This is a genomic window from Methylobacterium sp. 17Sr1-1 (assembly GCF_003173775.1).
GTDB lineage: Bacteria > Pseudomonadota > Alphaproteobacteria > Rhizobiales > Beijerinckiaceae > Methylobacterium.
Window position 1 is genome coordinate 5457541 of record NZ_CP029552.1, and the last position, 19449, is coordinate 5476989.

Here is a 19449-nt window from a genome sequence, read left to right on the forward strand (position 1 = left end):
CGGGCCACTCACCCGGCAGGATAGGTGCGCCCCTTCCAGGTGGCGACCCCGGCCCGGCGCGGGCGCAGGAGCGCGTTCCATTGCAAGGCCAGGGCCAGCGCCACGGTGAGGGGATGAAGGAGAATCGTCCAGGGGTCCTCGCGGGTGAACAGCGTGATCGCCGCCCGCGTGCCGAGGGAGAGGGCGAGGGCAGCCCCCGCGAGAATACCATCGCCGGCCCCCAAGTCGCCGACCCCCAAGTCGCCGACCCCCATGAGGGCGGCGATCACGAGGAGCAGGGGCAGGACGTGGCCACCGCCGAGGAGCAGCGTCCAGACCGGCAGGGCGCGGGGCGTCGCCAGGCCCTCGTGGGCGTTCTTCGAGAAGCCGGCCCAGGCTTGGGGAAAATCCGTGTACATCCGGCAGGTCGCGAGGCCGGAAGCCGCCACGAGGTCGGTGCCGAGGCCGGCGCGGCGGAAGATCCGGGGCAGCCGCACGCCGTCATGCAGGCTCGCGCGGATCGCCCCGTGGCCGCCGACCCGGCGATAGCTGTCGGCGTGCACCATCACCAGCTGGCCGCAGGCCGCCCCGAGGGCGGGATCGCCTAAGCGGCGCATCAGCGGGATCGGCAGGTAACCGAGCAGCAAGAAGTTGATCATCGGCACGGTCAGGCGCTCGCCGAGAGTGCCGGTGACCTGGCGCGGCACGCCGCTGACGAGGGCCGCACGCGAGGCCGCGACCGCCAGGGACGCGGCGCCGTGAGGCGCGAGGCGGACATCGGCGTCGATGAACAGCAGGAACCGGCCGGTCGCGGCCTCGCCGAGGACGTGGCAGGCGTGGTTCTTGCCGGTCCAGCCCGCGGGCAGGGGCGGCACCGCGATCAGGCGCAGGCGGGGATCGCGGGCGGCGATGTCGTCCACGATCGCCGCCGTTCCGTCGGTCGAATGGTCGTCGGCGACGATCACCTCGATCGGCACGCCGGTGCTGGCGAGCGCCGCCGCCAGGGTCGGGCGGATGTTGGCGGCCTCGTTGCGGGCCGGGATCAGGATCGAGACCAGGCCGTCCGGCGCCGTCGCTCCAGGGGGCGTCCCGCGCAGGGCCAGCAGGTTGGCCAGCGCCAGGACGGCCGGCAGCAGCGCGAGCGCGAGGGCGAGGCACGCCAGGATCGTCACGGCGCCCGGCCCTCGCGGTGGCCGGCGACGAAGCGGCGCCCGGTGAGCACCGCCACCAGCCGGTGCCAGGCATCGTAGACGCCGCCGACGCCGCGCCGCCCGTCCAGCAGGGAAGCGAAGCGGGCGGGGTCGCGGCTCCGCACGTCGGCGCCGAGGCGGTCGAGGGTGGCGGTCAGGTCGGCCTCCAGGCGGGCGAGGCGGTCCGGGCGGGAGAGGGCGAGGAGGTCGCGGGCCGGGATCCCGGGCCCGAAGGCGGCGCAGGCCTCCGCCCCGCGCTCCTCCCAGAAGGCGTAATCGAGGGCGAGCGGCACGAACAGGGCGTCGGGCGCCAGTTCCGCCAGCCGCGCGACGCCGGGGCGCAAGCCCAGCGGCCGCTCGCGCACGTCGCTGAAGCGCCCCTGCGCGGTGATCCACAGCACCCGCCCCGGCCGCTCCAGGATCTTTCGCGAGGCGGCCATGAACGAGGCGGCGCCCCGCGGGCTGTCGAGATCGACCCCGAAGGCGCCCATCCGGGAAAAGATGCGGTAGCGGGCGAGCATCGCGGCGTCGAACGGCGCGTAGCTCTCGGCGGCCGGGAAGAAGCGTTGCGCGAGCAGGATGATGATCGCCGCGTCCCACCAGGCCGGATGGTTGCAATAGACCACCACCGGCCCGGCGGCGGGCGCGGCCGGGGGCTGGCCCCAGGTCGCGAGCCGCAAGCCGTTGAGGTGGCGCCGCACGTAGCGGGCGAAGTACACGCCCATGAAGCGCCAGATGGCGGGGGAGCGGGCCGCGACCGGGTCGGACGGCAGATTCCGTCCGGGCGGGCCGTCCCGCCCGCTCACGAGGCCGCCTTCAGGTCCTCGGCCATATCGCGGGCATCTTGGCCGCGCGCGTCCTGGTCGAGGGCGTCGGCGGCGATCCAGCCCGACATCATCACCATCGGCATGCCCGGCCCCGGATGGGCGGCGCCGCCGGCGAGGTAGAGGCCGCGCACCTCCCGCGAGCGGTTGCCGGGCTTGAACGCCCCCATGATCCGGCCGTGGGAGGCCAGCCCGTAGATCGCGCCGTTCAGCACCTTGTAGCGGGAATGGATGTCCGCCGGGGTCAGGTGGCGCTCGACGACGATGCGCTCCTCGATGTCCGGCATGCCGGCGGTGCGCTTCAGCTTGTCGAGGATCTTTTGGCGATAGGCCGGCAGCATCTGCGACCAGTCGTGGTGCGGGCGAAGATACGGCGTGTGGACCAGCACGTAGAGCGCCTCGCCGCCCTCGGGCGCCACCGAGGGGTCGGTGCTGCTCGGCGCCGCCAGGTAGGCGGTCGGGTCCGGGGCCGGCTCGCCCTTGCGGTAGATCGCGTCGAACTCCTCCTCGGGGTCGCGCGAGAACACGAAGTCGTGGTGGGCGAGGTGATCGTAGCGCTTGTTCAGGCCGAGATAGAGCACCACGCCCGAGCAGGCCGGCTCGAAGCTGCGCTTCTCGTAAGTCCGCCCGACCTCGCCGCCGACGAGCTCGCGGTAGGTGCGCACCGCGTCCATGTTGGAGATGACTTTATCATAAGGCGCCACCCGGCCGCCGACCCGCACGCCCTTGACGGCGCCGTTCTCGATCGCCAGTCCCTCGACCTCGCTGTCGGCCTTGAGCGTGGCGCCGAGGTCGCCGGCGAGCTTCATCAGCCCCTCGGCCACCGCGCGGGTGCCGCCCATCGGGTACCAGACCCCGTCGGCGGTCTGCATGTGGGCGATGGCGCAGAGCACCGCCGGCGCGCCGTAGGGCGAGGAGCCGACATATTGCACGAAGTGGTCGAGCATCTGGGCGAGGCGCGCGTCGCGCACCTTGCCCCGGATCGTGCTGGCGACCGAGGCGTGCATGCGCAGCGAGAGCACGTCGCGCAGGGTGCCGGGATTGAGGTTGGCGCGGATGTCGATCGTGTCGAACAGGTCCTGCACCGGCTTCCAGAAGAAGAACTTTTCCGAGACGCCGTGCAGGTGCTCGGACAGGGCGAGGAAGCGCTCGTAGCCCTCGCCGGCCTTCTGTCCGGGGGCGAAGCGGTCCATCTCGGCCGCCATCGTCTTGACGTTCTCCATCAGGTCGATGCGGCTGCCGTCGTCGAAGAAGCAGCGCCATTGCGGGTCGAGGCGGCGCAGGTCCATGTAATCGTGCACCGAGCGGCCGGATTCGGCGAAGATCCGCTCCAGCACCCGGGGCACCGTCAGGATGGTCGGCCCCATGTCGAAGCGGAAGCCGCCCTCGTGCAACACCGCGGCCTTGCCGCCGATCCAGGCGTTCTTGTCGTAGAGGGTGACGTCGTGCCCCCGCGAAGCCGCCACGCAGGCCGCCGCCAGACCGCCCAATCCGCCGCCGACCACCGCGACCGAGGTCCCCGCCATCACGCCTCTCCCGAACGGGCGACGCGCCCGTCCCGGACAAGCTAGGCTCGGGGGAAGACGGGTCAACGCGGGCGGAACGGCACATGTTGCCGCGCCGGAGGCGTTCCTCACGGGGGCAGGGCACCCTCCCACCCACGACCTCATCCTGAGGTGTTGGCGATCGCACGCGATCGCAGATCGCGGAGCCTCGAAGGAGGCCTCCAGGCATCTCCGAGCGAGCTGGAGCCCTCTTCGAGGCTGCTGCAAGCAGCAGCACCTCAGGATGAGGTCGTGGGCGGGAGGAGGATCGTCGGCGGAACGAAACCGCCGCGCCGCGCATGACCCGCGAAGAGCGGCATGGCCGCACCGGAGACCCCCACCATGAAGACGACCCTCGCCCTCGCCGGCCTCCTCGCCCTCGGCCTCGCCGGCCCGGCCTCGGCCCAGGGGGCCCTCGACATCACGGTGAGCCCCCGCGCGACGAACCCGGCCGACCCGCTGGCCACCGGCAGCGTCCGCCCCTTGCGGCCGAACCCGAACGTGACCCCGAGCAACCCGATGGGCGTCGTCGGCTTTGACGGCCCGCCCGGCGGCACCACCAGCGTGATCGGCGACAGCGAGCCGCTCAGCCCCGGCTCGCCGGCCCTGACCCCGAACGCGCCGTTCTCCCGGCTGTAGGGCCGCGACCTTTTCGCCCCGGTCCGGTTGACTTTTCGGGTCCCGGCCGGGTAAGTCACGCGCCTCCGCACGGGCGGTGCTCCGCATCGCCCGGCGTCGGCGTTCGTCTTGTCGGCGTTCGCCGCGAGCCCGCTTTCCCATCCGCGCCCGGGCGTTCCGGCGCACCGACGTGAGACCAGACCGATGAAGATCCGCAACTCGCTGAAGTCGCTCCGCGGCCGGCACCGTGACAACCAGCTCGTGCGCCGCAAGGGCCGGGTCTACGTCATCAACAAGACCCAGAAGCGCTACAAGGCCCGCCAGGGCTAATACCAACGGTCGTTGAAAACGACCTTTGGTTCCGTTCTCGAATTTTCGCCAAGCCTCTGGCTTGGCATCGAAAATTCGAGATGGGTCAACGGCCTCGTCGATCTCGGGCAGGCCCGAGATCGACGAGGCCGTTGATATAAGAGGCGTGGGGCTTGCCCGCGGCGAACCGCGGCAAGCCATCGCGTTGACGGGGCAGCGCCGGCGCCGGACAGTGCCGGCATGCGCCGTCTCTCTCTTCCGATCTGCATGATGGCCGGCCTCCTCGGAGCGCCGGCTTTCGTCGTTTCGGCGATCGTGCCGATCGCGACGCCGGCGATCGCGGCCCCGAAGGACGCGTCCAGGGACGCCTCTTCCAAGGATGCCCCGAAGGATGCCCCTCGCGCGCCCGTCACCCTCGACGACCTGTTCGCCCGGCTGAAGGCGGCCAAGGACGATGCCGAGGCCCGGGGCGTCGCGCAGCTGATCGAGCGCCGCCTCGACCGCTCCGGCAGCGACACCGTCGATCTCCTGGCGAGCCGCGCCGCGGAGGCGATGCAGGCCAAGGATTACCCGCTCGCCGTCGAGCTCCTCGACCGGGTGACGGTGCTGGAGCCTGCTTGGGCCGAAGGCTGGAGCCGGCGCGCCACCGCGTTCTTCCTGCTCGAGGACCAGGCGAGCGCGCTCGCCGACCTGCACAAGACCCTGTCCCTGGAGCCGCGCCACTTCGAGGCCTGGGCGGCGCTCGCCCATATCTATATGGCGAGCGACGACAAGACCCGGGCGCTCGCCGCCTTCCGCCGCGCCGAGGCGATCTATCCCCGCATGGGCAAGGTCCACGAGGCGATCGAGCGCCTCGCCCCCGACGTCGACGGCCGCGACCTGTGACCGGCCGGCCTCTGCGCCGGCTCCAAGGACGGATCTCCCGCGTGCTGACCCTGATCGCCGGCCTGCTCGCCGGATTCGTGCTGGCGCTCGTCGCCGCGGGATTGCTCGCGACCTGGATCATCACGGGGGTGGTCGAGGCGCGCTATCCCCCGGCGGGCCGGCGCGTGGCGGTGGAGGGCGGGCACCTCGCGGTGCTGGAGGCCGGCCCCGGCGAGGGCGCGCCCAGCCGCGGCACCGTGGTGCTGCTCCACGGGGCGTCGGCCAACGCCATGGACCCGATGCAGGCGATCGGCCGGCGGCTCGCCGGCGACGGCTTCCGGGTGCTCTCCTTCGACCGGCCCGGCTTCGGCTACAGCGACCGCATCGCCCCGGACGCCGCCTCGCCGGCGGTGCAGGCGCGGCTGATCGGCGAGGCGCTGGCGGCGATGAAGGTCGGCCCGGCGCTGATCGTCGGCCATTCCTGGTCCGGCGCGCTCGCCACGGCGCTCGCCCTCGACTTTCCTGAGCGCGTCGCCGGCCTCGCGCTCCTCGCCCCCGTCAGCCATCCCTGGCCGGGCGGCTCGGTCGGCGGCTACGCCGCCTGGTACCGCTCGCTGCCCGGGCGGATGCTGCTGACGCTCGCCACCTACACGGTCGCGGCGCCGCTGGGCTTCGCGGCGCTCGACCGCTTCGCCGAGGTGGTCTTCCGCCCGCAAGGGCTCCCCGAGGGCTATCTCGACGGGGCCCGGGTGCCGCTGATCCTGCGCCCCTCGACCTTCGGGGCCAATCTGCGCGATCTCGACGGGCTCTACGCCTTCCTCCAGCAGCAGAGCCCGCGCTACCGCGAGATCACCGCGCCGACCGTCATCATCGCCGGCGACATCGATCCGGTGGTGAAGACCGACGTGCATGCCGCGGCGCTCGCCCGCGAGGTGCCGGGCGCGAAGCTCGTCGTGCTGCGGGGCGTCGGCCACATGCTCCAGTACGTCGCCGCCGACACCGTGGTGGCGGAGATCGAGGCGCTGGCGGCGCGGGAGCGGGCGGGGGCGGAGTAGGGGGCTCGATTCCGGGCCGGCGCGGCGGATCGCGGACGGCCTCAGGCCATGAGGGTCCAGATGTCCAGCACGTGGCCCGCCCGCGACGCCGTCCCCGTCTGCACGCCTCCGGGCTTCGCCGCCACGCGCGCCGACCCGTCGTTGCGCGGGTCGATCTGCGCCAGGACCGGCATCGGTCCGTGCGTGTCGCGGAGCCAGTGCAGGAACGCGCGACAGCCCTCTGTCGCATAACCCCGGCCCCAGCCGCGCCGACCCAGCGCGTAGACCAGGAGGGGATCCGCGGCTCCAGGAGGGTGGAACAGGCCCAGACGCCCGACGAACCCCTCGGCACCCGCCACACCCATCATGCCGTAGCCGCGCGAGTGCCACTGGCGCAGCGATCCCGCCACGCGGGCGGCGATCTGCGCCATCGACGGCGGCTCGCCCTCATGCATGAAGCGGCCGACCGCCTCGTCATGCGCGAGCGCGTGCAGGGCGGCGTGATCCGCCTCGCCGAGGGCCCTCAGCGTCAGCCGGGAGGTGCGGAGGATCGGGATCGGGGGCGCGCTCATCGGTCACCGAGCTTGCTTGGTCGCGGGTTCGCGCGGAAGTCCGGAAGCGTGTGGGTTTGCGAACCTCATGGCGCGGGCCATGATCGGGCGCATGGACGACGCCGTCACCACCGCCTTCGCACCTTTGATCGGCCTGCCCTGCTGGAGCGTCGAGCGCGGGCAGGGCAGCATCCTCTCCCTCGAGTTCGGATCACCCCGTCTCTTCGTGCGAGAGCCGTACGTCTCGACCTCGTCCTCCCCCAGGCTGAGGGAATTGGCGGCGCGGCGTATCGTCAAGCCGGTCGGAGAGTGGAACCTCTTCGTCTTCTGCTGCCACTGGCGCCTCATCGCCTACGGGCAGGTCCTGGCGGATGACGACAGCCCTCCCGCGCAGATCGAGGCCGCCGCGCGGACGATGGACGGGCAGCGGCTGACGGCGTTCACGCTGGACACCACCTCCCGGCAGGCCGTTTTCTCGTTCGATCTCGGCGCGAGCCTGACGACTTGGCCTTGCGAGGGGAACGACGAGGAGCAATGGTCCCTGTACCTGCCGGCCAAGCGTATTCTGACCTATCGGGCCGATGGCCTCGTCAGCCTCGGAGCCGCCGATGAGAAGCCGGAGCAGGCGGTTTGGCGGGCCGTTGCGCGGAGTGTCCGCGTTCCGTAGCGCCGAACACCCGCGAAGGGCGATACACCATGATGCGGCCTAATCGTCCAGCGGCAGCCAGGGCACATCGCGGAACGCATCGCAGATCCGCTGGATCGCCCAGAAGTCGCTGCGCCCATCCTCCTCGACCGGGACGGTGAAGGGCGGCCCCTTGCCGGGACGATGCCACCATTCCGCAGTGTTCAGCCGCCCCTTACCGGGAAGAGGCTCGCAGCCGCTCCGCCGAAGTTTGGCTCACCCTTCGGAGATTTCAAGCCAGGGCGAGAGAATCATGCCTGAGCATAATGCGCCACATATTCCCAACCCAAGGGCAAATCTGCCCTGTTCTCGACAATTCCACGTTCCTCAAGCGCTTTGCGCAAGATGACGGAGTTTCATTGACCATAACATCGAGTTAAGATCTGCTATCTATCGCCGCGAACCTAGGGTCATGCATCCGGCCTGGGCCTCACGCCTTCGCCGCATGCTCCGGCGTCACCATGGCGATGCGCACGAGGTTGGTCGCCCCCGGCGTGCCGAAGGGCAGGCCCGCCACCACGATCACCCGGTCGCCGACGCCCGCGAAATTCTCGCGCACCGCGAACTTGCAGGCGCGGAACGACATGTCGTCGATGTCGCTGGCGTCGTTGGTGACGATCGGGTGGGTGCCCCAGGCGAGCGCGAGGCGCCGCGCCGTCTCGCGCTTCGGGGTCAGCGCGATCACGGTGGCGTCGGGCCGGGCGCGGGCGAGCCGCAGGGCGGTCGAGCCCGAGGCGGTCCAGGCCATCACGGCCTTGAGCCCGAGCGTGTCGGCGATCTGATGGGCGGCGGCCGCGATGGCGTCGGAGGCGGTCGCTTCCGGCTGGTTGCGCTGCGCCGCGATGATCGACCAGTAGATCCCGTCCTGCTCGACCTGCTCGGCGATGCGGTTCATCGTCGAGACCGCCTCGATGGGATAAGCGCCCGACGCGCTCTCGGCCGAGAGCATCACGGCGTCCGCCCCCTCGTAGACCGCGGTGGCGACGTCCGAGACCTCGGCCCGGGTCGGCACCGGGGCGGTGATCATCGATTCGAGCATCTGGGTCGCCACCACCACCGGCTTGCCGAGGCGGCGGGCGCCGCGGGTGATGCGCTTCTGCACGCCCGGCACCTGCTCCAGCGGCATCTCGACCCCGAGATCGCCGCGGGCGACCATCAGCCCGTCGGCCACCGCCATGATCGCGTCGAGGGCGGCCACGGCCTGCGGCTTCTCGATCTTGGCCATCACCAGGGCACGCCCCTGCGCCACCGCCTTGACCTCGGCGACGTCCTCCGGGCGCTGCACGAACGACACCGCGATCCAGTCGGCGCCCGCCGCGAGGCCGGCCTCGAGGTCGAGGCGGTCCTTCTCGGTCATCGCGGCGACGGGGATCGTGGTGTCGGGGAGCGACACGCCCTTGCGGTTCGAGATCCTTCCGCCGGTCACCACCCGGGTCGCCGCCCGGCCGGGCCCGACCTCGGTCACGACGAGGCGCAGCTTGCCGTCGTCGACGATCACCGCGTGGCCGGGCTCGAGCGCCGACAGGATCTCGGGATGGGGCAGGTGGACCCGGGTCGCGTCGCCCGGGGTCGGATCGTCGTCGAGGACGAAGCTCTGGCCGTTCTCGATCATCGCCGCGTCCGCGGCGAAGCGCCCGACCCGGAGCTTCGGCCCCTGCAGGTCGACCAGCACGGCGATCGGGCGCTTGAGCTTCTGCTCGATGCCCCGGATCGTCGCCACCCGCTCGCTCAGCCGCTCGCGCGGCAGGTGGCTCATGTTGATGCGAAAGACGTCGGCCCCGGCCGCGAACAGCGCCTCGATCACCGCCGGATCCTCGGAGGCCGGGCCGAGGGTCGCGACGATCTTGGTGCGGCGGGCGCGCTTCATGGGGTGTCGTCCGGGGTGAGGAAAAATCGCGCTACGGAAAGCCGGTCGGCGGGCCCGGGTCAATCGGCGATTTGGCGGCGGGCGGGGTGCGGGTGATGGCGCAGCGGTTCGTCCCCGCGCCTGCGGGGAACACCACGATCATTGCGTGAGCGTGCCGCGGCGGACCGGTTCATCCCCGCGCCTGCGGGAAACACTCCTTCTGGAAGCGATTGATCCACCTCACGTTTCACAATGTCAAAGAACCCACCGGCGTTCCCGCTCCGTTTCGCCGGCCCGTGTCGGCCTCCCGGACGAGCCCGACGATGCCCCGGATCGGCGCCGGGCGCCAGGATTCAGAGCGCGACGCGCCAAGACGCGAAGTCAGCTCAGAGCATGAGCCCGAGCCGCGACCCATACGTCACGATGAGGGACCCGCCATCCTCCGCCACCAGCATCCCCTGCCAGGTGCCGTCCGGCTGAGGTTCCAGGGGCAGCAGGATCACGGCGGCGTCGAAGCGGCTCCAGCCGGCCCGGGCCGCCGCGACGGCGGCGTGCCAGGGCGCGGCGGGGGCGAGGTGGCCGCACAGCTTGCGCACGGCCACCGTGACCTCGGAGAGGGCCCAGGCCAGCCGGTGATCGGCGTCGGGATGCCAGGGCACCAGCCGGCCGTCCGCGACCCGGGCGAGGCGCACGCTGCGGCTCTCCTCGGCGAGGCGGGTCGGCACCGTGCCCTCGTCGGGCCAGGCCTGGTCGGGCCAGTAGCCGGCGGCGGCGGCGAGCAGCGCGCCGTGGGCGGCGGCGCGCTCGGCGCCGGCCCGGCCGACCGCGTCGAAGTGGATCGACAGCAGGGGCGCGGGGATGTCGGTCTCGTCCTCGGAGAACACCGCCTCGATCGCCGGGCGCACGTCCTGCGGCACGCGGAAGGCGGGGCGGGCCGGCAGCTCCCGGGCGGTGCGCCACAGGATGCCGTGGTCGCGGTAGACGTAGGCCGCGCGGGGAAAGGCGGCGGCGGCCCAGGCGGCGGCGACGGCGCCGGCGGGATCGGGCGAGACCACGACGAGCTCCGGGCCGGGGATCGGCCGGTCGCGGCCGGTGTGGCGCCACAGGCGGCCGGCGCGCTGGAGCACCGAATCGACCGGCGCGAGATCGGTGACCGCGAGGTCGAAATCGAGGTCGAGCGAGCTCTCGGCGACCTGGGTCGCGACGAGCACCTGGCCGGGCCCGCAGCAGCGCCCGGCCGGCGGCCGCCACGTCGAGGCCGTGGGCCCAGGCCGGGTGAAACGGGTGGGCGGCGCTCGCGTCGGGCCGGGCCTTGCCCCAGAACGTCCGCGCCGCGCGATCCTGCATCAGGTCCATGATTCGCCCGCTCCCCGATTCGCCAGGGCATGGTCGGCGCGCGATCGCGGCACCGTCGAGGGCCGGAAACGGAAAACTGCGTTGCCGCCGGAGCCGGCGAAGGAACCCGCTTGTCACCCGCCGCAACTGCCTCTATACGCCCTCTCACACCGGGGCCGCGACACGCGGCGCCGAGGGCGCGTAGCTCAGCGGGAGAGCACTACGTTGACATCGTAGGGGTCACAGGTTCGATCCCTGTCGCGCCCACCATCGCCACTCCGGATGTCGGGAGTTCATCTCCCCGGAGCGGTGCCGGACTGGTTGGTCCGGATCGGATGAAAGAGAGTGACGGCCCCTTGCTCGCGAGGGTTGCCGGACAAGGCCTCCGGATATCGATGACGGCAGGCCGGATGGGCGCGTAGCTCAGCGGGAGAGCACTACGTTGACATCGTAGGGGTCACAGGTTCGATCCCTGTCGCGCCCACCATCCTCCCTCTCGTATCCGTTACCGTCTTGTCTCCTCGCCGACGGGGATGTCCCTCATGACCGATCAGGATGTGGGCCAGGATGTGGGCATAGCCTTCGCCACCCTGGCGACCGCCCTCGCGGTGGCTTTGCACAAGCAGGGCGTCGCCGACGGCGAGGCGCTGCTCGCCGAGACCATCGGCACCCTCGAGGCGGTGCTGCGGGACGATGATCCCGAACACGCCCAGTATCCCGAACACGCCAAAGCGATCCTCGCGGCCTGCGCCCGCTCGCTGCGGGCGGCCGAGGGCTGACGCTTCCAAGAAAGGGCCGGCCGCCGCGCCGTCACCGATCCGGCAATGACGGCGCAGGGCCTTCCTCTCCGGCCCAGGCCGCGTGGACCATGCCGCGGGCGGTGTCGGGCTTCGCCTCGCCGATGAAGATCACGACCGGGCCGTGCGCGTCGCGGCGCGGATCGTAGAAGTCGAGCAGGCCCGGATACCGGTGCTGGACGAAGGCGGGCCTCAGCGCCCGACGGGCGAGCCAATGGTTGATGACGACCTGATCGCCGTGGACCGCGTTCGGGACCGGGCCGCAGGAGCCCGGCTCCATCCAGCGCTCGGGCTCGGCCGCGAAGGCCGCGTAGAGTGGGGACAGGTCGTCGCCCTGCCAGCGCAGCAGCGCGCTCGAGACGCGTCCTTTGTGAAAATAATCCTCCATCGCCGCGAGGCCCGGCTCGGCCAGCGCGTCGGCCGGCCCGGTCAGGACCGTGTCGAGGTCGCACAGGAGCACCGTCCCGTCGGCGAGGCCGGGGCGAAACGCCTCCATCTTCGCCCACCAGGCCGGCCAGTCGTGCCGGAGCGGCACCCGCTCGACGCCCGCGACCGCGAGGGGCAGGTCGGTGAGGCAGAGGATCCGCCCGAACGCCGGCGCGTGGCGCCGCACGCCGCGGGCGAGGCGCGCGACCCAGGTTGCGTCGTAGCGGCCGCCGCTCTTCAGGACGGTGATCAGGGTTGCCATGGGAAAGGGGTCATTGAGGGAGAGGTCATCCGTCGGCCGGGGGAGGGTGCAGGCGTAAGCGGCCGGCCGCCGCGGCGTCGGTGAACCAGGCGCGCTCGGCCGCCCAGGGATGGCCGGGCCAGCCGGCGAATCCGAAGCCGTGGGCCTCGACCGCGGGAGCGCCCGCCGGGCGCCCGAGGAGGAGGGCGAGCGCGATGAGGAAGCCGGTGCTCGGGTTCGGCCGGCCGCCGGCGCCAGTGCCGGCCTCGAGCACGCGCCGGGCCTCGTCGTGAAGTTCTTCGGGCAGGACGTGGACCGGCTTGCCGAGCGGGCGCAGCAGCGCCAGCGCCCCGCGGGTGAAGCAGATCGGCTCGGGGCGGTTCTGCGCCTCCGGCAGCATCGGGAACGGCAGCACGAAGGCCTCGGCCTGCCGGACCACCGGGCGGTCGAGGAAGCCCGGATCGGCGAGCCATTCGCGCATCTGCCCGCCGCGATTGACCAGCGCGAGATGGGTGACCCGCGATCCGCTCCGGCCGCCGAAGCCCGGCGCGTTGTTGAAGCGCAGCACGGCCGCCGCCGCGTCGGCCGCTCTCGCCTCGGTGCCGGGGGCATTGCCCACGAGGGCGACCGCGCCGAGGTCGGACAGGCCCGGCCAGGCCGCGCGGAGGGGGTCGACGTCGTCGGGCACGCGCGGCAGATGTCTCAGGGCGGGGGTTCGTCGGATGGACCCCGGAGGTATGGCGCCCGGCCCGCGCGACCAGCCCCGACCGGTACGGACCCGAGCAATGCCCCTGACGATCTCTTCGCGCCGCTGCTTCCTCTGCGCGGCCGCCATGCTGGCGCCGAGCGACCGCCGCCTGACCGATCCTGCCGGGCGCGAGCGCGCCTTCCCGGTGGCCTGCGGCTCCTGCGGCGTCCTGACCGAGCGGGACGCGGATCCGGCGGCGTGCTGGCGCGACCTCGGGCGTCGTCTCGGCCGGCCGATCTTCTTACCCGACCCGGAGGCGCCCTACGGCCTCGACCTCTACACCCTGCGCATCGCCGCGACCCGCCTCGGCCGCGGCCTCTCCCCGCTCGATCCGGAGGACCGCGCCGCGCTCCTGGCGCCGCACAGCCCGCGTGCGGCGCGGGCCCGGCTCCACGACCTCGCACCGCAGGGTCCCCCGGTCTCCCTCGGCCTCCTCTGCCGCCCGGCCGAGCTTCCCGCGGTACTGGCCGGTCTCGCGCCTCAGGCCGCCTGGGCCGACGACGTCGCGATCCTCCTCGACGGCGCAGCCGCGCCGGCCCGCGCGGTGGCGGTCGCGGGCTTCGCGGACGGCGCGGTGCGGGTGGCGAGCCGGCCTCTCGCGGGCGACTTCGCGGCGCAGCGCAACGCCCTCCAGGACCTGGCGCGCCACGCCTGGATGCTGCAACTCGACGCCGACGAGACCCTTGATCTCAAGACCGGCCGGCTGCTGCCGGCGCTCGCGGCGTTGGCCGAGGACGGCGACGTCGTCTCGGTCGGGCTGCCCCGGCGCAACCGCGTCGAGGGGATCCTGTCGGACGTCTACCCGGACGTGCAGTACCGGCTGAACCGGACGACCGTGCGCTATGCCGGCCGCGTCCACGAGCGCCCGGTCCTCGAGGGCGGCTGGCGCCGCAGCTTCATCACCCTCCACGGCGCGATCGACCACCGCTTGAGCCGCGCCCATGTCCTGGCCCGGTCGCGGACCTACGAGGCGCTCGATCCGGGACATGGGCGGATCGAGGAGGAGGAGGCGTTGCTGCGGCCTTACTCTGAGTAAAACAACATCAGGATAAATCGCGGGATCCCCTCTCCCGATTGGGAGAGGGGTAGGGGTGAGGGTGACACGGTGCCGGATTAAACTCTGACTGTTGAGCTGCCAGCACCACGCTCAGCGCTTTACGTGGACGCGTAGCACCCTCACCCCCGACCCCTGTCCCACACGGGAGAGGGGAGGTGTGCCTTACCTTTATTCGGCTGGACCGAGCGGAAGCCGCGTCATCCCCCGTGAGCCGCGATCGCCCGCCGATACAATGCAAGCGTCTCAGCCCCCAGGCTCGCCCGGGTGAACCGCCCGGCCGCCGCAAGCGCACGGGCGCGGTAGGCCCGGCGCAGGGCGGGATCGCGCAGCAGCGGGCGCAGGGCCGCGGCGAGCGCCGGGCCGGTGGCGGCCACCGCGAGCGGTCCCGCGTCGGGCGCGCCGACGAAGGCGCGGGCGCTGGCATCCTCGGCGCAGGCCAAAACCGGCCGGCCATAGGCCAGGGCCTCCTGGTAGACGAGGCCGAAGCTCTCGTAGCGCGAGGGCGCCAGGACCACGTGGGCCTCGGCATAGGCCGCGGCGAGTGCCCCGGCGTCGATCCGGCCGCGGGCGTGGAGGCGTTCCAACGCCGCCGCGGGCAGGTCCGCCGGCAGGTCGCCGGGCGGCACCCCGACGAGGTCGAGCCGGAACGGCGGCACCCCGCCCCGCTCCTGCTCCGCGGCGAGGAGGGCGACCGCGGCCAGCAGCGCGTCGAAGCCTTTTCGCGGTTCCGCCCGCCCGACGAAGAGCAGGCGCACGGGCGCCTCCGCCGCCGGGTAGGGCGCGTCGCGGGCGCTCGTGGCGATCTCCGGCGGCAGGCTGAGGCCGATCACCGCTTCGGGCCGGCGGCCCGGGAGGCGGTAGGCCCGCGCGATCACCGCCGCGTGCGCCGCGGTGTTGGCGATGAGGCCGGCACTTCCGCGTGCCTGGCGCCGCTCGAGGGCGTCGGCGGTGGCCCCGTCGAGGCGGTCGCGCAGGGTCGGCGCGGGGCCGCGGGTGAAGGCCGCCGGGGTCGACGAGCGCGTCACCAGCGGCAGGTCGCGGCGCCCGGCGAGCAGAGCGGCCGGGGCGTACCAGTTCGTCGCCTCGACCACGTCGAAGGGCGCGCGGGCATGGGCGGCGAGCACCGCGCGGCGGAAGGCGAGCGGCGCGGCGAGGTGGCCGACCGAGCCCCAGAGGCGCAACCGCGCGAGGCCTTCCGCCGGCGGAAGGCCAAGGCCGACGACCGCGACGCCGCCGGCCCGGGCCGTGCCCGTGCGGTCGAGGGTGAACACCGTCACGTCGGTGCCCGCCTCCGCCAGGCTCTCGGCGATCTCCCGCGCCGCGGTCGAGAGGCCGCTCGGGGCCGGCGGGTAGTCCCAGGCGAGGAGGGCGGTGCGCATCAGGCCGCCAGCAGGCGCCGGTAGAGGGCGAGGTAGTCCCGCGCCATGCGCTCGGCGGTGAAGCGCTCCTCGAAGCGGCGGCGCACCCCCGCCCGGTCGATCGCCCCGATCCGGGCGAGCGCCGCCACGGCCTCGTCCTCGGAGGAGACCACGAAGCCCGTCACCCCGTCCTCGACGATCTCCGGCACCGAACCGCGGTTCCAGGCGATCACCGGGGTGCCGCAGGCCATCGCCTCGATCATCACGAGGCCGAACGGCTCCGGCCAGTCGATCGGGAACAGGAGCGCGGCGGCGCCGGAGAGAAGCGCGCCCTTGGCCGCGTCGTCGACCGGCCCGAGATAGACCGCGTCATCGCCGAGCAAGGGGCGCACCGCGCGGTCGAAATAGCCCGGATTGCCGACGTCGATCGTGCCGCCGAGCCGGATCGGAAAGCCCGCCGCCCGCGCCACCCGGATCGCGGTGTCGGGCCGCTTCTGGTCGGTCATCCGCCCGACGAAGGCGAGGTGCCCGCCCGGCGCGAGGCAGGCGGCGTAGCGGCCCCGGTCGATGCCGTGATGCACCATCCCGGCCCGGTTCGCGGCCGGGATGCCGGCCTGTTGCGCCGCCGAGATCGCCGCCACCGGCAGATCCGGAAACCCTTCGAAGAACAACGCCCGGTCGAGCTCGTCGACCCGCCAGTGGATCGTCGTCAGGCTGCGGCGCCGGCGCTCGCCCAAGAGCGCGGCATGGGCGAACTCGCCGTGGCCGTGGACGATGTCGAAGTCGTCGAGGCGCCGGCGCAGGGCCTCGAGCTGCAGGGCGTCGAGGGCGGCCGGCACGCCGGGCGCGACCTTGCCGTAGCGGTGCTCCAGGGCCGCGAGGCTCGGACGGGCACCGATACGGGGTAAGTCTGTCGCACTGTCCGAGGGGGCGAACAGCGTTACCTCCACGCCCAAGCTTCGCAGCGCAGTGCTGAGGTCGTGAATGACCCGCTCCGTGCCGCCGTGATGGGTCGGGGGAATGGGAAAGATGTTCGGGGCGATTTGGGCGACGCGGATCACAGACTGTACCTCACCTGAATCGTCCTGTCCTTCGGGATGCTCCGCTACGGCAGCGGCTTGATGTTCGTTCTTCACGTCGCCCTGCAGGGCTGCCTGCGCGGCCGGGACGTCGTCTACGGGCTCACCGCCGATACCGGCGGCCATATCCGCTACCTGCTCGATCTCGTCGCCGCCTCGGCGCAGGATCCCGGGATCGACCGGATCGTGGTGGCGACGCGCCTGTTCGACGGCCCGCCCGGGCCCGATTACGCCGTGCCCGAAGAGCGGGTCGGCGACAAGATCGCGCTCGTGCGATTGGCGAGCGCGTCCCCGGGCTACCGCACCAAGGAGGAGATGCACGCGGAGGTGGCGAGCTTCGCGGAGAGCCTGATCGCCTGGATCGCCGCGCAAGGCACGGCCCCCGACCTGATCCACGCCCATTACGCCGACGCGGCCGCGGTGGCGGCGATCGTCGAGGAGCGCCTGGGCATCCGGTTCGTGTTCACCGCCCATTCGCTGGGCCGGGCCAAGGCGTCGATGCTGGGGGAGGCGGCGGCGGAGGACCCCGGCCTCGCCCGCCGGATCGCCACGGAGGAGGAGGCCCTCGCCCGCGCCAGCCTCGTCATCGCCTCCTCGCGCGACGAGGCGGAGGTGCAGTACGCGGGCTACGCCGCCTACGATCCGGGCCGGGTGCGGGTGCTGCCGCCGGGCAGCGACCTCGCCCGCTTCGCCGACAGCCGGCCCGACCCGCGGGTCGATGCCACGATCGCGCGCTTCCTGCACGATCCGGGCAAGCCGGTGCTGCTGGCGCTGGCCCGACCGGTGGCGCGCAAGAACCTCGCCGCCCTGGTCCGGGCCTACGGCGAGAGCGCGGACCTCCAGGCGCGGGCGAACCTCGTCGTCGTCGCCGGCACCCGGGAGGACATCGACGCCCTCGACGGCGACATGGCCGCGACGATGCGCGACCTCCTGGTGCTGATCGACCGCCACGACCTCTACGGCCGGATCGCCTACCCGAAGACCCACCGGCCCGAGGACGTGCCGGCGCTCTACGCCCATGCGCGGGCGCGCGGCGGCCTGTTCGTCAACCCGGCCCTCAACGAACCCTTCGGCCTGACCCTGCTCGAGGCCTCCGCCGCCGGCCTGCCGCTGGTCGCCACCGACAGCGGCGGACCGAACGACATCGTCGAGACCTGCGGCAACGGCCTCCTGGTCGATCCGCGCGACCCCGGCGCCATCGCGGCGGCCTGCACGCGCATCCTCGACGATCCGGCCCTCTACGCGGCCTGCGTCGCCGGCGGCGCGCGGGCGGCGGCCGCCTATGACTGGGACCGGCACGCGGCGCGCTACCACGCCCTGCTGCGGGCGCTCGGCACGCCCGTGCCGCCCCTGCGGGCGCCGCGCCAGCTCCTGATCTGCGACATCGACAACACGCTCGTCGGCTGCGCGACGGCCCTCGGCACCTTCCGGCGCTGGCGCAGCCGCCAGGCCGGGCTCGCCTTCGGGGTCGCGACCGGGCGCTCGTTCCACAGCGCGATGGCGGTGCTGGAGCAGCAGGACAGCCCGCGGCCGCAGGTGATGATCACCTCGGTCGGCTCCGAGATCTACCACCTCGACGGCAACGGCGTGACCTACACGGCGGATGCCGCCTGGCGCGGGACGATCGCCGCCGGCTGGGAGCGAGAGGCCGTGCGCGCCGCGCTCGGCGGCCTCGACGGGCTCAAGCCCCAGGGCCCGCTGGAACAGCGCGCGTTCAAGCTGAGCTATTTCGGCGACGCCGCGGCGGCCCAGGCGGTGCGGGCCCGCCTCGCCCGCGCGGGCCTGCGCGCCAGCGTGATCCACAGCCACGGCCGCTACCTCGACGTCCTGCCCGAGCGGGCCTCGAAGGGGACCGCCGTCGACCACGTCCGCGCCCTCTACGGCCTGCCCGAGCGGGCGTTGTTCGTGGCCGGGGACTCGGGCAACGACGTCGAGATGCTGCGCGCCCGCGCCCAGTCGATCATCGTGGCGAACTATTCCGACGACCTCGCCGGCCACGCCGCGCTCCGGCACTCCTACGTCGCCCGGGCCTCGCATGCCCGCGGCATCATCGAGGGCGTGGGGCATTTCCGCCGGGCGCACGCTCATGCCGACGCCCATGCCGGCTGAACCCAGCGTGCTCACCCTGGTGCGCGGCAGGGCCGACCGGCTGCGCAACCTGATGCGCGGCCTCGCCCGCCAGACCGCGCGCCCACGCGAGCTGGTGATCGCCTGGATGCAGGCGGAGCCCGCTCCCGACCTGCCCGATCCCGGCTGCCCGCTCCGCCACCTGCACGTGCCGGGCGAGCTGATGCCGCTGGCCGCCGCCCGCAACCGGGCGGCGGAGGCGGCGTCCGGCGACCTGCTGGTCTTCATCGACGTCGATTGCATCCCGGGCGCCGGCCTCGTCGCGGCCTACGCGCAGGCCGCATCACACACGGACGGCCTGTTCCTCGGCGAGGTGCTGTACCTGCCCCCTGACGCCGCCGCGGGCGACGAGGCGGCGCTCGACCGGCTCGGCCGCGCCCATCCGGCCCGGCCCCCGGCGCCCGTGACCGGGATCCGCCCCGAGCCCGATGCCGGCCAGCTCTGGGGCCTGTCCTTCGCGCTGCCGGCGCGGGCCTGGCGCGCGGTCGGCGGCATGGACGAGGCCTATGCCGGCTACGGCGGCGAGGAGACCGACCTCGCCGCCCGCCTGAGCCTGAACGGCCTGCCGACCTACTGGGTCGCCGGCGCGCGGGCCTACCACCAGCACCACCCGGTCCACGTGCCGCCCCTGCAGCATTTCGCGCCGATCCTCGCCAACGCGGCGCGCTTCCGGGCCCGGCACGGGCGCTGGTGCATGACCTACTGGCTCGGCCAGTTCCGCGACGCCGGCCTGATCGACTGGGACGAGGGCGCCGACGCGATCCGCCTCGTCCGCTCGCCGACCCTCCCCGAGATCGCCGCCTCCTTGCGGCCCGACGCCCTGTTCTCCTGAGAGAT

At 73.1% G+C, this 19449-nt stretch carries 19 protein-coding genes and 2 tRNA genes; 11 read left to right on the forward strand and 10 right to left on the reverse strand.

What is annotated here, in order from left to right; genetic code table 11:
* Positions 1 to 8 precede the first annotated feature (8 nt).
* The 3 genes from DK412_RS24785 to crtI form a co-directional block, all read right to left on the reverse strand.
* Positions 9 to 1151, reverse strand: coding sequence for a glycosyltransferase family A protein (locus tag DK412_RS24785; RefSeq protein WP_109974142.1), 1143 nt, complete (start codon positions 1149 to 1151; stop codon positions 9 to 11).
* Positions 1148 to 1894, reverse strand: coding sequence for a lysophospholipid acyltransferase family protein (locus tag DK412_RS24790; protein WP_109975473.1), 747 nt, complete (start codon positions 1892 to 1894; stop codon positions 1148 to 1150). The genes DK412_RS24785 and DK412_RS24790 overlap by 4 nt, the downstream gene beginning before the upstream one ends.
* Before the next feature lie 77 nt (positions 1895 to 1971).
* Complete coding sequence (crtI, locus tag DK412_RS24795; protein WP_109974143.1) at positions 1972 to 3522, reverse strand: phytoene desaturase family protein; 1551 nt, start codon at positions 3520 to 3522, stop codon at positions 1972 to 1974.
* Between the two features lie 357 nt (positions 3523 to 3879).
* On the opposite strand from crtI, the gene DK412_RS24800 reads away from it, so the two are divergent.
* From DK412_RS24800 to DK412_RS24820, 4 genes are all read left to right on the forward strand, one after another.
* Entirely contained in the window at positions 3880 to 4176 is a 297-nt protein-coding gene (locus DK412_RS24800) for a hypothetical protein (protein WP_109975474.1), read from the forward strand.
* A gap of 183 nt (positions 4177 to 4359) precedes the next feature.
* Positions 4360 to 4485, forward strand: coding sequence for a type B 50S ribosomal protein L36 (ykgO, locus tag DK412_RS24805; protein ID WP_012334921.1), 126 nt, complete (start codon positions 4360 to 4362; stop codon positions 4483 to 4485).
* A 219-nt stretch (positions 4486 to 4704) separates the two neighbouring features.
* The gene (locus DK412_RS24815) at positions 4705 to 5349 is read left to right on the forward strand and encodes a hypothetical protein (RefSeq protein ID WP_245447252.1); all 645 of its coding nucleotides are present in this window, start codon (positions 4705 to 4707) and stop codon (positions 5347 to 5349) included.
* A 41-nt stretch (positions 5350 to 5390) separates the two neighbouring features.
* Positions 5391 to 6383: an alpha/beta hydrolase gene (locus DK412_RS24820; RefSeq protein WP_348629349.1), complete on the forward strand. Its 993-nt coding sequence runs from the start codon at positions 5391 to 5393 to the stop codon at positions 6381 to 6383.
* 41 nt (positions 6384 to 6424) lie between these two features.
* Here DK412_RS24820 and DK412_RS24825 read toward each other — a convergent pair whose 3' ends face one another.
* Entirely contained in the window at positions 6425 to 6934 is a 510-nt protein-coding gene (locus DK412_RS24825; RefSeq protein WP_109974144.1) for a GNAT family N-acetyltransferase, read from the reverse strand.
* A 91-nt stretch (positions 6935 to 7025) separates the two neighbouring features.
* Here DK412_RS24825 and DK412_RS24830 point away from each other — a divergent pair, with 91 nt between their 5' ends.
* Complete coding sequence (locus DK412_RS24830) at positions 7026 to 7580, forward strand: hypothetical protein (RefSeq protein WP_162596293.1); 555 nt, start codon at positions 7026 to 7028, stop codon at positions 7578 to 7580.
* 448 nt (positions 7581 to 8028) lie between these two features.
* On the opposite strand, the gene pyk is transcribed toward DK412_RS24830, so the two are convergent.
* Entirely contained in the window at positions 8029 to 9465 is a 1437-nt protein-coding gene (gene pyk / locus DK412_RS24835; RefSeq protein WP_109974146.1) for a pyruvate kinase, read from the reverse strand.
* A 365-nt stretch (positions 9466 to 9830) separates the two neighbouring features.
* A complete protein-coding gene (locus DK412_RS24840) occupies positions 9831 to 10655 on the reverse strand; it encodes a hypothetical protein (protein ID WP_109974147.1) in 825 nt (274 codons plus the stop codon).
* Positions 10656 to 10974: 319 nt separating this feature from the next.
* Here DK412_RS24840 and DK412_RS24845 point away from each other — a divergent pair.
* From DK412_RS24845 to DK412_RS24855, 3 genes are all read left to right on the forward strand, one after another.
* Positions 10975 to 11049, forward strand: a tRNA-Val gene (locus DK412_RS24845).
* A gap of 142 nt (positions 11050 to 11191) precedes the next feature.
* A tRNA-Val gene (locus tag DK412_RS24850) sits at positions 11192 to 11266 on the forward strand.
* Positions 11267 to 11321: 55 nt separating this feature from the next.
* Positions 11322 to 11558: a hypothetical protein gene (locus tag DK412_RS24855; protein ID WP_109974148.1), complete on the forward strand. Its 237-nt coding sequence runs from the start codon at positions 11322 to 11324 to the stop codon at positions 11556 to 11558.
* Between the two features lie 31 nt (positions 11559 to 11589).
* Here DK412_RS24855 and DK412_RS24860 read toward each other — a convergent pair whose 3' ends face one another.
* A complete protein-coding gene (locus tag DK412_RS24860) occupies positions 11590 to 12264 on the reverse strand; it encodes a hypothetical protein (protein ID WP_109974149.1) in 675 nt (224 codons plus the stop codon).
* A gap of 25 nt (positions 12265 to 12289) precedes the next feature.
* Positions 12290 to 12931 (reverse strand): hypothetical protein, encoded by a 642-nt coding sequence (locus DK412_RS24865; protein ID WP_109974150.1) that lies wholly within the window; start codon positions 12929 to 12931, stop codon positions 12290 to 12292.
* A gap of 97 nt (positions 12932 to 13028) precedes the next feature.
* Here DK412_RS24865 and DK412_RS24870 point away from each other — a divergent pair, with 97 nt between their 5' ends.
* The gene (locus tag DK412_RS24870) at positions 13029 to 14027 is read left to right on the forward strand and encodes a hypothetical protein (protein ID WP_109974151.1); all 999 of its coding nucleotides are present in this window, start codon (positions 13029 to 13031) and stop codon (positions 14025 to 14027) included.
* 218 nt (positions 14028 to 14245) lie between these two features.
* Here the strand turns inward: DK412_RS24870 and DK412_RS24875 are convergent, their stop codons facing one another.
* Positions 14246 to 15427: a glycosyltransferase family 4 protein gene (locus DK412_RS24875; protein WP_109974152.1), complete on the reverse strand. Its 1182-nt coding sequence runs from the start codon at positions 15425 to 15427 to the stop codon at positions 14246 to 14248.
* Positions 15427 to 16467 (reverse strand): glycosyltransferase family 4 protein, encoded by a 1041-nt coding sequence (locus DK412_RS24880; protein ID WP_109974153.1) that lies wholly within the window; start codon positions 16465 to 16467, stop codon positions 15427 to 15429. The genes DK412_RS24875 and DK412_RS24880 overlap by 1 nt, the downstream gene beginning before the upstream one ends.
* Positions 16468 to 16527: 60 nt before the next feature.
* Between DK412_RS24880 and DK412_RS24885 the strand changes: the two genes are divergently transcribed.
* Together DK412_RS24885 and DK412_RS24890 are read left to right on the forward strand one after the other, a co-directional pair.
* Positions 16528 to 18594: an HAD-IIB family hydrolase gene (locus tag DK412_RS24885; RefSeq protein WP_109975477.1), complete on the forward strand. Its 2067-nt coding sequence runs from the start codon at positions 16528 to 16530 to the stop codon at positions 18592 to 18594.
* The gene (locus DK412_RS24890; protein WP_204165437.1) at positions 18584 to 19444 is read left to right on the forward strand and encodes a galactosyltransferase-related protein; all 861 of its coding nucleotides are present in this window, start codon (positions 18584 to 18586) and stop codon (positions 19442 to 19444) included. Before DK412_RS24885 ends, DK412_RS24890 begins: the two co-directional genes overlap by 11 nt.
* Positions 19445 to 19449: the final 5 nt, after the last annotated feature.

Bases quoted from the DNA above. Each gene is read 5' to 3' on its own strand.
- DK412_RS24800 (WP_109975474.1), top strand. From the start codon at position 3,880: ATGAAGACGACCCTCGCCCTCGCCGGCCTCCTCGCCCTCGGCCTCGCC.
- DK412_RS24855 (WP_109974148.1), top strand. From the start codon at position 11,322: ATGACCGATCAGGATGTGGGCCAGGATGTGGGCATAGCCTTCGCCACC.
- DK412_RS24885 (WP_109975477.1), top strand. From the start codon at position 16,528: ATGTTCGTTCTTCACGTCGCCCTGCAGGGCTGCCTGCGCGGCCGGGAC.
- DK412_RS24815 (WP_245447252.1), top strand. From the start codon at position 4,705: ATGCGCCGTCTCTCTCTTCCGATCTGCATGATGGCCGGCCTCCTCGGA.
- DK412_RS24830 (WP_162596293.1), top strand. From the start codon at position 7,026: ATGGACGACGCCGTCACCACCGCCTTCGCACCTTTGATCGGCCTGCCC.
- DK412_RS24870 (WP_109974151.1), top strand. From the start codon at position 13,029: ATGCCCCTGACGATCTCTTCGCGCCGCTGCTTCCTCTGCGCGGCCGCC.
- DK412_RS24860 (WP_109974149.1), bottom strand. From the start codon at position 12,264: ATGGCAACCCTGATCACCGTCCTGAAGAGCGGCGGCCGCTACGACGCA.
- pyk (WP_109974146.1), bottom strand. From the start codon at position 9,465: ATGAAGCGCGCCCGCCGCACCAAGATCGTCGCGACCCTCGGCCCGGCC.
- DK412_RS24790 (WP_109975473.1), bottom strand. From the start codon at position 1,894: ATGGGCGTGTACTTCGCCCGCTACGTGCGGCGCCACCTCAACGGCTTG.
- ykgO (WP_012334921.1), top strand. From the start codon at position 4,360: ATGAAGATCCGCAACTCGCTGAAGTCGCTCCGCGGCCGGCACCGTGAC.
- DK412_RS24890 (WP_204165437.1), top strand. From the start codon at position 18,584: ATGCCGGCTGAACCCAGCGTGCTCACCCTGGTGCGCGGCAGGGCCGAC.
- DK412_RS24875 (WP_109974152.1), bottom strand. From the start codon at position 15,427: ATGCGCACCGCCCTCCTCGCCTGGGACTACCCGCCGGCCCCGAGCGGC.
- DK412_RS24825 (WP_109974144.1), bottom strand. From the start codon at position 6,934: ATGAGCGCGCCCCCGATCCCGATCCTCCGCACCTCCCGGCTGACGCTG.